This window comes from Nocardiopsis endophytica, assembly GCF_027706725.1.
Taxonomy (GTDB): domain Bacteria; phylum Actinomycetota; class Actinomycetes; order Streptosporangiales; family Streptosporangiaceae; genus Nocardiopsis_A; species Nocardiopsis_A endophytica.
Genome location: NZ_JAQFWQ010000061.1, coordinates 31,272 through 42,610 on the forward strand (window position 1 = coordinate 31,272; position 11,339 = coordinate 42,610).

Sequence of the window (11,339 nt, forward strand, 5' to 3'; positions counted from 1 at the left end):
ATGAGCGGAGCCGCCCCGGCGCCCCGGGGCGCCGGCCACCGGGAGGGCCCACCCGTGGACCTCGACCTGACCCCCGCCCAGCGCGCCTTCCGCAATGAGGTGCGCGACTGGCTGCGCCGCAACGCCCCCGCCGACCCGCTGCCGCCCATGGACGGCGCCGAAGGGTTCGAGGCCCACCGCGACTGGGAGCGCACCCTGGGGCGGGCCCACCTGTCGGCCGTCACCTGGCCGACCCGGTACGGCGGCCGCGCCGCCGGAGCGGTCGAGGGGCTGCTCTTCGACGAGGAGTACCACGCGGCCGGCGCGCCCGAGCGCGTCTCCCAGAACGGCATCGGCCTGCTGGCCCCCACGCTCCTGGCCCACGGCACCCCCGAGCAGTGCGCGCGCGTACTGCCCCCGATGGCCGCCGGGGAGGTCGTCTGGGCGCAGGCCTGGTCCGAGCCCGGGGCCGGAAGCGACCTGGCCGCGATCCGCTCCCGCGCCGAGCGCGCCGAGGACCCCGAGCGCGGCCCCGGCTGGCTCCTCCACGGCCAGAAGACGTGGAGCTCGCGCGCCGCCTTCGCCGACCGCGGCTTCGGGCTCTTCCGCACCTCCCCCGAGCGCCACCGCGGCCTGACGTACCTCATGTTCGGCCTGGACGCCCCCGGCCTGACCCGCCGCCCCATCGGCCGCCTGGACGGCCGCCCCGCCTTCGCCGAGCTGTTCTTCGACGGGGTGTTCGTGCCCGACGCCGACGTCATCGGCGCCCCCGGCGACGGGTGGCGGATCGCCATGGGCACCGCCGCCGGGGAGCGCGGGACCGGCTTGCGCGGCCCCGGCCGGTTCCTGGCCTCCGCCCACCGGCTGGCGGCGCTGCGCCGCGAGCGCGAGCACCGAGGCGGGCGCGGAGCCGGGCTCAGAGCCGGGCACGGGGGCGCGGCCGGGAGCGAAGGCACGGAGGCGGCCGACCGGGTCGCCCGCGCGTGGATCGGCGCCCAGGCCTACCGCCTGCACGCCTATGCCGCCGCCTGCGCGGACGGGCCCCCGGACGCGGGCGAGGCGAGCATGAACAAGCTCTTCTGGTCCGAGCTCGACACCGACCTGCACGAGACCGCGCTGGACCTGCTCGGCCCCGAGGCCGAACTCGACGGGCCGTGGATGCGCGGCCACGTGTTCTCCCTGGCCGGGCCCGTCTACGCCGGGACCAACGAGATCCAGCGCGACATCGTCGCCGAGCGCGTGCTGGGCCTGCCCCGGCCCCGGAGGAGTGACCGCTGATGCGCTTCGCCCCCACCCGCGAGCAGCTCCTGTTCTCCCGCACCCTGGACGACCTGCTGGGCGCCGGCGCGCCCGGGGCGGCCGCGCGCGCCTGGTCGCGCGGCGACCGCGGCCCCGGCGAACGCCTGTGGCGCGGGCTCGCCGAGGCGGGCCTGTTCGGCCTGGCCGTGCCCGAGGAGCACGGCGGTGTGGGCCTGCGGCCGGTCGAACTCGCCCTGGGCATGGTCGAGGCCGGGCGGCACGCCGTCCCCGGCCCCCTGGTCGAGACGGCGGCCGCGGCGGTCCTGCTCGGCGGGGCGGGCCCGGTCCCCGGAACCGGCGGCGCACACCCCGCGGCGCGGATCGCCGACGGCGGGCTGGCGGTCTCCCTTGCCGTCCCGCCGTGGACGCCGCACGCCCTGGACGCCGACTGGGCCGGAGCGGTCATCGTGCTGGAGGGCGGGGCGGTACACGCCGCCGAGCCGGTAGAGCCCCTGGAATCGCTCGACCCGGCCCGAAAGCCGTGGCGGGTGCGGGCCGCCGCTCCCCTGCCGGGCGGCCCGCCAGGCGCCCCGACCGGAGACGCGGCTGACGCCCCCCACGGCGGAACCGCCGCCCTCGCCTTCGACCTGGCCGTGCTGTGCTGCGCCGCGCAGGCGCTCGGCGCCGGGGAGCGCCTGCTGGAGGCCACCGTCGAGCACGTGAAGACCCGGCACCAGTTCGGCCAGGCCGTGGGCGGGTTCCAGGCGGTGCGCCACCGGCTGGCCGACACCGCGACCGCCCTGCACTTCGCCCGGCCGCTGGTCCTGGGGGCCGCCGCCGCGTTCGGGGCCGGTACGGAGGACCCGGCCACCGCCCTCCTGCGCGCCCGCGACGCCTCCGCCGCCAAGGCCGCCGCCTGCGACGCCGCCCACACCGCCGCGCGGACCGCCCTGCAGCTGCACGGCGCCATCGGCTACACCGACGAGTTCCCGCCCTCCCTGTGGATCCGCAAGGCGCACGCGCTCCGGCGCGCCTGGGGTTCCCCGGCCGCGCACCGCGCCCGCGTCCTGGAGGCCCTGGACCACGCGGCCGCCCACCGATGATCTCGACGGAAGTGCTGTCAAAACCGCCGGAATGACAGCACTCCTGTCGAGATCATCGCCGAGAAGGCGGAGGCCGGCCTCAGAAGAACGGGCGCAGCGGCCCGATGATGCGCTCGGTGAGCTTGGCCAGGAGCGGCCTGCGGCTCCACGCCGCCTCGCTCAGCGGCGTGGCGTTCGCGATGTCGTTGGCGAAGATCTCCTCCAGGTGGCGGGCCATCCCGTCGTCGAAGATCTCCACGTTGATCTCGTGGTTGCCGGTCAGGCTCAGCCGGTCCACGTTGGCGGTTCCCACGGTGGACCACCGCCCGTCGATGGTCGCGGTCTTGGCGTGCACCATGGCGTCCTGGAAGCGCCACAGCGTCACCCCGCCCCGCAGCAGCGACGCGTACAGCCCCCGGGACAGCCAGTCGGCGATCACGTGGTTGGACTCGTCCGGGACCAGGACCCGCACGTCCACCCCGCGCCGGGCCGCCGCCGCCAGCGCGTCCAGGATCTCCCGGTCCGGCAGGAAGTAGGCTTGGGTGATGTAGATGTGCTCGCGCGCCCGGTCGATCGCGTCCAGGTACATCCCCCGGATCGGGTAGACCAGCAGGTCGGGCTGGTTGCGCTGGGAGCGCACCGACGGCGTCCACTGCGCCCGTCCGAACGCCGACAGCCGCGGCGCCCCCGCCCGCCGGTGCCGGTTCCAGAACTCGCAGAACGCGTTCTCCAGCTCCCAGACCGCCGGACCCACCAGGCGCAGGTGGGTGTCGCGCCACTCGGTGGCGTAGGCCGCCCCCACGTTGTAGCCGCCGACGAAGCCGACCTCGCCGTCGACCGACAGGATCTTGCGGTGGTCGCGCCCGAGCTTGCGCACGTCCAGCAGCAGCACGCCGGGGTGCACCACCGGGAAGCGCAGCACGTGCACCGACGGCGGGAAGCGGAAGAAGGAGCGCGGCACCACCAGGTTGGCGAAGCCGTCGTAGACGACGTACACCTCCACGCCCCGCTCGGCGGCGGCGATCAGCTCCCGCTTGAACCGCCGCCCGACCTGGTCGCCCTTGATGATGTAGGACTCGAACAGGATCCGGGTGCGGGCGCCGCGGATCGCCTCCAGCATGTCGGAGAACAGGTCCTCGCCGTAGGTGTAGGTGGTCACCAGCGTCTCGCCGACCGGCAGCTCCTTGGGCGCCGTCCGGGGGAAGTTCGCCCGGCGCGGGCGCACCCGCTTGCGCCACAGGTCGATGCCGACCAGCCCGAGGACCGCGGCCGCCTGGGCCGCCAACAGCGCCGCGACCACCCGCTTGACGACGGTGATGACCGTGGATCTTCGTACCATTGCGTCAGTCTCCGGTCCCTGCCCGACCGGCGTCGGACGGGCACCAAGCTACCGTTCCGGCCCCCTCTGCGCCGCGCACCGCGACACGGCCGTGTCCCCCGCCGCCGCGCGGCAGGGGACACGGATGCGGTGCGCCGGAAGGAGGGCTACCGCCGCTCGCGCACGGCGGCCAGGATCTCCTCGGCCGCCTCGTCCAGCGGCACCCCGTTCTTCTGCGAGCCGTCCCGGTAGCGGAAGGAGACGGCGCCCTTGGCGATGTCCTCGTCACCGGCCAGCAGCATGAAGGGGACCTTCTGCTTCTGGGCGTTGCGGATCTTCTTCTGCATCCGGTCGTCGCTGGCGTCGACGTCGAACCGGACGCCCTGCCCGCGCAGCCGCTCGGCGAACCGCTCCAGGTAGGGCACGTGCTCGTCGGCGATGGGGATGCCGACCGCCTGCACCGGGGCCAGCCAGGCCGGGAACGCCCCGGCGTAGTGCTCCAGCAGCACGGCGAAGAACCGCTCGATCGAGCCGAACAGCGCGCGGTGGATGACCACCGGCTGCTGCCGGGTGCCGTCCGCGGCGGTGAACTGCAGGTCGAAGCGCTCGGGCATGTTGAAGTCGACCTGGATGGTCGACATCTGCCAGGTGCGGCCGATGGCGTCGCGGGCCTGGACCGAGATCTTCGGGCCGTAGAAGGCGGCCCCGGCCGGGTCCAGGACCAGCTCCAGGCCCTGCTTCTCGGCGGCGGCGCGGAGCGCCTCGGTGGACTCCTCCCACACCTCGTCGGTGCCGACGAACTTCTCCGGGTCCTTGGTGGACAGCTCCAGGTAGAAGTCGTCCAGGCCGTAGTCGCGCAGCAGGTCCAGCACGAAGGTCAGCAGCGAGTCGAGCTCGCCGGCCATCTGCTCCCTGCTGCAGTAGATGTGCGCGTCGTCCTGGGTGAAGCCGCGGGCCCGGGTCAGGCCGTGCACCACGCCCGACTTCTCGTACCGGTAGACGGTCCCGAACTCGAACAGGCGCAGCGGCAGCTCCCGGTAGGAGCGCCCGCGCGCGTCGAAGATCAGGTGGTGCATCGGGCAGTTCATCGGCTTGAGGTAGTAGTCCACCCCGTCGTCGAGCTGCATGGGGGGGTACATGCCGTCGGCGTACCAGTCCAGGTGGCCCGACTTCTCGAACAGCCTGGCCTTGGTGGCGTGCGGGGTGTTGACGAACTCGTAGCCCGCCTGCTCGTGCCGCCGGCGCGAGTAGTCCTCCATCTCCTTGCGGATCACCCCGCCCTTGGGGTGGAAGACCGCCAGGCCCGACCCGATCTCCTCGGGGAAGGAGAACAGGTCCAGCTCGGCGCCGAGCCTGCGGTGGTCGCGCTTCTCGGCCTCCTCCAGGAAGGCGAGGTAGGCCTTGAGGGCGTCCTTGGTCTCCCACGCGGTGCCGTAGATGCGCTGGAGCTGGGGGTTGGTCTCCTTGCCGCGCCAGTAGGCGGCGGCCGAGCGCATCAGCTTGAAGGCCGGGATCGCCTTGGTGGTGGGCAGGTGCGGGCCCCGGCACAGGTCCTTCCAGCACAGCTCGCCGGTGCGGGGGTGCACGTTGTCGTAGATGGTCAGGCCGCCCTCGCCGACCTCCACCGAGGCCCCGTCGGCGGCCTGGCCGGCGCCGCCCTTGAGGCCGATGAGCTCCATCTTGTAGGGCTCGGTCGCCAGCTCCTCGCGGGCCTGGTCGTCGGTGACCTCGCGGCGGTCGAAGCGCTGGCCCTGCTTGACGATCTCCTGCATCTTCTTCTCGAGACGCTTGAGGTCGTTGGGGGTGAAGGGCTCGGCGACGTCGAAGTCGTAGTAGAAGCCGTTCTCCACGGGCGGGCCGATGCCCAGCTTGGCCTCGGGGAACAGCTCCTGGACGGCCTGCGCGAGCACGTGCGCGGCGGAGTGGCGCAGGATGGAGCGGCCGTCCTCGGAGGAGATCTCCACGGGCTCGACCACGTCGCCCTCGGACAGCTCCCAGGCGAGGTCGCGCAGCTCCCCGCCCACGCGCGCGGCGATCACGGTCCGGCCGTCCGCCTCCAACGCCTGGCCGGCCGTCGTCCCCGCCGCCACCGAACGCTCGGTTCCGGCGAGGGTGATACGCAGCTCTGGCACGGCGGACACGGTGGCTCCTTGTCTCGGTGTTCGTGGGCGGGGAGGGGCCGGGTGCGCTGTAACGGCCGCGCGCCGCCTCCCACGCCCGATGCTATCGGTTGGCCGGGCCCGGACCGGCCGCCGCGCGCTGATCGCGGCGGGGTACCGCGAGCGCCCGCACGGGTATGCAACCCGCGGAGGTGGAAACCGGACACCGGTGGACACTCGGCAGGAACAGGGGGGCGCGGAGTGCGCATCGTGATCGTTGGGGCCGGCATCGCCGGGCTGGCGCTGGCGCTGGCGCTGCACCGCTCGGGGCGGCGCTGCGTGGTGCTGGAGCAGTCCCGCGGGTTCGCGCCGGTCGGGGCCGGGGTGCAGCTGGCCCCCAACGCCTCCCGGCTGCTGCTGCGGCTGGGCCTGGGCGACCGGCTGGCCGAGGTGTCGGTGCGCCCGGCCCGGCGCGAGGTGCTGGAGGGCACGGACGGGCGGCTGCTGCACTCCACGCCGTTGGGCGAGGAGATGGAGAAGCGCTACGGCGCCCCCTTCTACACGCTGCTCCGCTCCGACCTGCACGCCCTTCTATTGGAGGCGGTGCCCGAGGGGACGGTGCGCACCGAGCACTACGTCACCGACATCCTGGAGAACAGCGACGAGGTGGCGCTGCACTGCGCCGACGGGCGGCAGGTGCACGGGGACGTGGCGGTCGGCGCGGACGGGGTGCACTCGTCGGTGCGGGCGCTGCTGAGGCCCGAGCACCACCGGCCCTCGGGGCAGACCGTCTACCGCGGCCTGGTCCCCGGGTCGGCCGCGCCCGAGACGGCGGCCGACCCGGGGGTGCGGGTGTGGATCGGGCCGGACCGGTACTTCGCCCGGTACCCGGTGTCCGGGGGGCGGCGGATCAGCTTCAACGCGATGGTCCCCGGGCCCGGTCCGGGTCCGGGGTCGTGGACGGCGGGCGGGCGCGTGGAGGTGCTCAACCGGGCCTTCGAAGGGTGGGCGCCGGAGGTGCTGGAGACCGTCGCCGCCGCCCAGTGGGTCGGCGAGTGGGGGCTGCAGGACCGGGACCCGGTCCCGGCGTGGACCAGCGGGCGGGTGGGCCTGGTGGGCGACGCCGCGCACCCGATGCTCCCCTTCTTCGCGCAGGGGGCCGACCAGGCGGTGGAGGACGCGGTGGTGCTGGCGCGCTGCCTCCGCGGGGCCACGGCGCTCACGGCGGGGCGGGCGCTGGCGCGGTACGCGGCGTCGCGGCGCGCGCGCACGGACCGCATCCACGCCCTGGGGCGCAGCGCCATGGAGGTGCTGGCACGGGAGGGCGGCATGCCCGACGGGCGGCCCGGCCTGCTGGCCGACGTCGAGATGGAGAACGCCGACTGGGTGTTCGGGCACGACGCGGACGAGGAGGCGCCGCCGGCGTGAGGGCCGGGGCTGCTGATCCGCCGGGGACGCCAGGGGCACGGGAGACGCCGGAGGCCCGGGGCACGGCAGAGGCGGCGGGGGGTTCAAGGGGACGCGCGCCGGTACCGGTACCGAACCCGGAGGGGCCCAGACACGCCGAATCGTGACGGAGTCCCTCCCGGTCAGCGTCCGATTCAAGGTCACGGCCCGATACCCGGGCTTGATCAGGCCGATATCCTCTGCGCATGCCCAAGACCCCACTGACCGGCCTCGAAGACCAGCCGGATCCGTCGGGATCGCGCCCTTCGCCCGCCCGCACGCGCCGCTGGCGCCGTTTCAGGGCACGACTGCGCGTGTGGCGGATGCGTATGCATGCCCACCCCGTCCTCCATGTGACCTGGCGGACCATCGTGACGATCGTCGGCGGGGCCGTGCTCACCGCCGGGATCATCATGTGTGTGACGCCGGGGCCCGGTGCCGCGGGCATCGTTCTGGGCCTGGCGATCCTCGCCACCGAGTACGCCTGGGCGCGGGGGCTGCTGCACCGTGCGCGGATGTGGGCGCGCCGCGCCAAGGAGGCCGCGCTGGAGGCGGACCGCAGACGGCGGGAGAAGCGCGCCGCCCGGCGCAGGTGAGCCTTCCGACCGCTGACGACCCCGTCCATAGGGCGCCCGGGAGACGCTTCTCCCGGGCGCCCTATGGACGTATCACGCGGGCTCAGGGCGCCCGGGAGGAGTGTCCGGGGATTCGGGCCGCATGTTTCGGGGAGGCATCCGCCCCCAATGGCCCGCGGACCGCCTCTGGCTTCTCAGGAGGCGTGTTGCGCACCTCACCCGGGCCAAGGCCGAACCGTTCGGCTCCGGCGCTGGTCCGAACGCATGGAAGGAACCGTCGGCGGACCCGCGCCCGGCGGCCGCCCCGGGCCCCGGCAGACGCCGTCCGGGGGCGGTCCCGTCGGCACGGTGTCCGGCGGGCAGGCCGAAACCCCAACGAAAAAGGCCGACTCCGTGGGAACGGAGCCGACCTTGATCCGGAGTGGGCGATACTGGACTCGAACCAGTGACCTCGTCGGTGTGAACGACGCGCTCTAGCCAACTGAGCTAATCGCCCCGGGTGTCTCCCCGCCTGTCCGGCGGGGCGAACAATGAAAACTCTAGCGCATCCGACGGGGTGCTCGTGCAACCCGAGCACCCCAGGGGAGCGGCCCGGGCTGTGATCGAGGTCTCATCACCGGTGCCGCCCGGCCGCTCCAAGGGCGCGCAAAACGTGAAACCCCTTCGGTAAAGGGGATGTGAACGGCCGGTGGCTGCGGGGCCCACCCGAGACGCCCCCGCACGTGACGCGGCACACAGATCATCCGGAAATTCCTGGTTTCCGCAGCTCATTACAGTGACGGAGGATCGGCGAGGCTCGGCTTGGGCATCTCTTGGCGATCCGATGGCAAAAAGTCCCGCGGTTACGCGTCATACATCGCGGACGGCCGCGTTGGAGCGGGTGAGACGGCACTACGGACCCGCATCCCGCGGGGCCGGACGAGAAAAGGTTTGGCGAACATGAACAGTAGCGGCACCACCGCCAGCGCCGAGCTGGGCCTGCGGCTCGTGGTCCCCGACCGCACCTCGGTCCCCCTGGTCGCGCGGCTGGACTACACCGCCGACGACCCCTACGCGATCAAGGTGGCCTTCCACACCGGCGAGGACGAGCCGGTCGAGTGGATCTTCGCCCGCGAGCTGCTGACGGTCGGCATCGTGCGCCCCGTCGGCGAGGGCGACGTCCAGGTGTGGCCCTCCAAGAGCGGCGACGAGCGGACCGTCAACATCGCGCTCTCCTCGCCCTTCGGCCAGGCGCAGTTCGACGCCCCGGTGGCCCCCCTCGCCGAGTTCCTCCACCGCACCTACGAGATCGTCCCGGCCGGGGAAGAGGGCGGCCACATCGACCTCGACGCCGAGATCGAGCGCCACCTGTACTCCTGACGTCCGGCCCGCGCCCGCCGCCCCGGTGCCTACGGGAGCGGTTCCGGGCCACTGCGGGCGCGCCCGGACGCGCCGGCGACGCACATGCCGCCCGTGGTTTACCCACGGCATTGCATGACAAACGCGCCGCAGGGGGGACCATCTCCCTGAAATACGGACGAGTGCCGCGGGCCCACGGCCCGCGGCACTCGCGTGTCCCGCCCCGTCCCGGGCGGCCGGAGGGCCGGCCGGTCAGGGGTCCATGTCCGCGGCGGAGCGCTCGGTGAAGACGTCCATGGCCTTGCGGGTGACCGGCCCCGGGGCGGCGGGCAGGTCCCGGCCGTCGATGGCGCTGATCGCCTGCACGTCGCGCCCCGTGGAGGTCAGGAACGCCTCGGAGACCCGGTCGAGGTCGGCCATGGGGACGTCGGCCTCCTCTCCCCCGGCCCACTCCAGCACCAGCTCGCGGGTGATCCCCGCCAGCGGGCCCGCCGACAGCGGCGGCGTCACCAGGCGCCCGTCGAGCACCACGAACATGTTGCTGCCGGTGCCCTCGCACAGGTTCCCCTGCGTGTTCGCGAAGACCGCCTCGCTGGCGCCGCGCTCGTTGGCGTACTTGAGCGCCAGCACGTTGTCGGCGTAGGACGTCGTCTTCAGGCCCGCGAGGGCCCCCGTCTCGTTGCGCGGCCAGGGCACCGTCTGCACGGGCACGGACGGCGGGATCGGCGGGAACGGGCCGACCCCGACGATGTAGGTCGGCTCCCCGGCGCCCCGCTCCGAGCCGAGCGGCGCCGGGCCGCCCGTCATGGTGATCCGGATCCGCGAGGGGTCGGTGTCCGCGTTGGCCTCGACCGCGCGGGCGACCCCTTCGGCGAGCAGCTCCAGGTCGGGCTCGGGCAGCCCCAGGCCGGCCGCCGACCGGGCGAGCCGGCGCAGGTGCCGCGAGAGCGCGAACGGGCGGCCCGCCACCCCCTTGACGGTCTCGAAGACCCCGTCGCCCACGGTGATCCCGTGGTCCAGCGCGGGGATCCTGGCCTCCTCTTCGGCGAGCACCTCGCCCCGGCCGAAGCCCGCACCCGCGATCCACACCCGCATGGAATCCACCCCCGAAGTCGGCATGTCCTGTGCGGCCGATCCTGCCACGCACGGCCCCGGAGCGCGCGGGGTCGCGGCCCCCGGATCCGGGCGCCCCCGCCGCCCTCCCCCTCTTCCGGCTACGACCGCCCGCGCGGCGGGCGCAAGCCCCGTGTCCGGCATTGGCCGGACCCTCGGCACAGAGCACCCCGGTCAGTACCGTGACCGCTGGGTAACCGGTGTCTCCGCCGTCTCCCGCGGCACCGCGCCCCACTCCGGCACGGCGGCGGAAACCGGCCCCACGGGTTACGAATGGCTATCATCTGGGCAACGCTTATGGGGATCCCCACCCACGGGCGCCGCCCGGTGGGCCGGGACGGACGGCCCACGAACCCACCCCACGACAGAGCTTGAGAGTTATGACGACACGGAGCACCGCCCCTGGCGAACTGAGCTGGCTGCTGGACGACCTGCTCACCCGCGCGCAAGGAACACGGCACGCCATCGTCCTGTCCACCGACGGCCTGCTGATGGCGGCGTCGAGCGGGCTGGACCGTTCCGCCGCCGAGCACCTGTCCGCCATCGCGTCCGGACTGCACAGCCTCGCCGGAGGAGCGGCGCGGCAGTTCCAGGCGGGGGAGATCCGGCAGAGCATCATCGAGATGGACGGAGCCTTCCTGTTCGTCGCCGCCGCCGGGGAGGGCGCCTGCATGGCGCTGCTGTCCGACACCGACAGCGACGTGGGGCTGATCGCCTACGAGATGAACAAGGTGATCGAGAGAGTGGGCCAGTACCTGTCCGCCCCGCCGCGCCCGGACATGCCGGGCGCCCCCGCGCGCGCGGAGCACTGACGGCACCGCCGGCAGTGGCGGCGCCGAGGGGACACCGAACGGCGACCGGTGCACCCCCGCCCGCACCGGCCCGCGCACACGTGCACGGGCGCGCCCGCCCCCACAGGCGCGCCCGCACTCCCCGCACCCGCTCCCCCACCGCCCCGCCCCCGCCCGCACCGTCCGAGGCCCGGCCCACACTCCCCGATTCCGATTTCGCGCTGGCGCCGATATCCGCTAGAGTTCAAGACATCGCAGCGAGGCGGACCGGCCGGAACACCGGCCCGGAACGACTCCCTCCGATGCGGACGTGGCTCAGCTGGTAGAGCATCACCTTGCCAAGGTGAGGGTCGCGGGTT

9 protein-coding genes and 1 tRNA gene are annotated in these 11,339 nt (G+C 73.9%); 6 read left to right on the plus strand and 4 right to left on the minus strand.

Annotated elements, in window-relative coordinates; all coding sequences use genetic code 11:
* Nucleotides 1–54: 54 nt before the first annotated feature.
* Together O4J56_RS19730 and O4J56_RS19735 are read left to right on the plus strand one after the other, a co-directional pair.
* Nucleotides 55–1,257 (plus strand): acyl-CoA dehydrogenase family protein, encoded by a 1,203-nt coding sequence (locus O4J56_RS19730; RefSeq protein WP_270687613.1) that lies wholly within the window; start codon nt 55–57, stop codon nt 1,255–1,257.
* Nucleotides 1,257–2,321, plus strand: a complete 1,065-nt coding sequence (locus O4J56_RS19735) for an acyl-CoA dehydrogenase family protein (RefSeq protein WP_270687600.1) — start codon at nt 1,257–1,259, stop codon at nt 2,319–2,321. The genes O4J56_RS19730 and O4J56_RS19735 overlap by 1 nt, the downstream gene beginning before the upstream one ends.
* A gap of 79 nt (nt 2,322–2,400) precedes the next feature.
* On the opposite strand, the gene O4J56_RS19740 is transcribed toward O4J56_RS19735, so the two are convergent.
* A complete protein-coding gene (locus tag O4J56_RS19740; protein ID WP_270687602.1) occupies nt 2,401–3,639 on the minus strand; it encodes a phospholipase D-like domain-containing protein in 1,239 nt (412 codons plus the stop codon).
* A gap of 146 nt (nt 3,640–3,785) precedes the next feature.
* On the minus strand, nt 3,786–5,759 hold the full coding sequence (thrS, locus tag O4J56_RS19745) for a threonine--tRNA ligase (protein WP_270687603.1): 1,974 nt from the start codon (nt 5,757–5,759) through the stop codon (nt 3,786–3,788).
* Between the two features lie 228 nt (nt 5,760–5,987).
* Here thrS and O4J56_RS19750 point away from each other — a divergent pair, with 228 nt between their 5' ends.
* Complete coding sequence (locus O4J56_RS19750) at nt 5,988–7,145, plus strand: FAD-dependent monooxygenase (RefSeq protein ID WP_270687604.1); 1,158 nt, start codon at nt 5,988–5,990, stop codon at nt 7,143–7,145.
* A gap of 224 nt (nt 7,146–7,369) precedes the next feature.
* Nucleotides 7,370–7,759: a PGPGW domain-containing protein gene (locus tag O4J56_RS19755; RefSeq protein WP_333563814.1), complete on the plus strand. Its 390-nt coding sequence runs from the start codon at nt 7,370–7,372 to the stop codon at nt 7,757–7,759.
* A gap of 401 nt (nt 7,760–8,160) precedes the next feature.
* On the opposite strand, the gene O4J56_RS19760 is transcribed toward O4J56_RS19755, so the two are convergent.
* Nucleotides 8,161–8,234, minus strand: a tRNA-Val gene (locus O4J56_RS19760).
* A 443-nt stretch (nt 8,235–8,677) separates the two neighbouring features.
* Between O4J56_RS19760 and O4J56_RS19765 the strand changes: the two genes are divergently transcribed.
* Entirely contained in the window at nt 8,678–9,097 is a 420-nt protein-coding gene (locus tag O4J56_RS19765; RefSeq protein ID WP_270687606.1) for an SsgA family sporulation/cell division regulator, read from the plus strand.
* Nucleotides 9,098–9,328: 231 nt separating this feature from the next.
* Here the strand turns inward: O4J56_RS19765 and O4J56_RS19770 are convergent, their stop codons facing one another.
* Nucleotides 9,329–10,171, minus strand: coding sequence for an aminotransferase class IV (locus O4J56_RS19770; RefSeq protein WP_270687608.1), 843 nt, complete (start codon nt 10,169–10,171; stop codon nt 9,329–9,331).
* A gap of 398 nt (nt 10,172–10,569) precedes the next feature.
* On the opposite strand from O4J56_RS19770, the gene O4J56_RS19775 reads away from it, so the two are divergent.
* Entirely contained in the window at nt 10,570–11,001 is a 432-nt protein-coding gene (locus O4J56_RS19775; RefSeq protein ID WP_270687609.1) for a roadblock/LC7 domain-containing protein, read from the plus strand.
* Nucleotides 11,002–11,339: the final 338 nt, after the last annotated feature.

Coding starts and splice junctions, on each gene's coding strand:
- O4J56_RS19765 (WP_270687606.1), top strand. CDS start 8,678: ATGAACAGTAGCGGCACCACCGCCAGCGCCGAGCTGGGCCTGCGGCTC.
- O4J56_RS19735 (WP_270687600.1), top strand. CDS start 1,257: ATGCGCTTCGCCCCCACCCGCGAGCAGCTCCTGTTCTCCCGCACCCTG.
- O4J56_RS19775 (WP_270687609.1), top strand. CDS start 10,570: ATGACGACACGGAGCACCGCCCCTGGCGAACTGAGCTGGCTGCTGGAC.
- O4J56_RS19770 (WP_270687608.1), bottom strand. CDS start 10,171: ATGCGGGTGTGGATCGCGGGTGCGGGCTTCGGCCGGGGCGAGGTGCTC.
- O4J56_RS19755 (WP_333563814.1), top strand. CDS start 7,370: ATGCCCAAGACCCCACTGACCGGCCTCGAAGACCAGCCGGATCCGTCG.
- O4J56_RS19740 (WP_270687602.1), bottom strand. CDS start 3,639: ATGGTACGAAGATCCACGGTCATCACCGTCGTCAAGCGGGTGGTCGCG.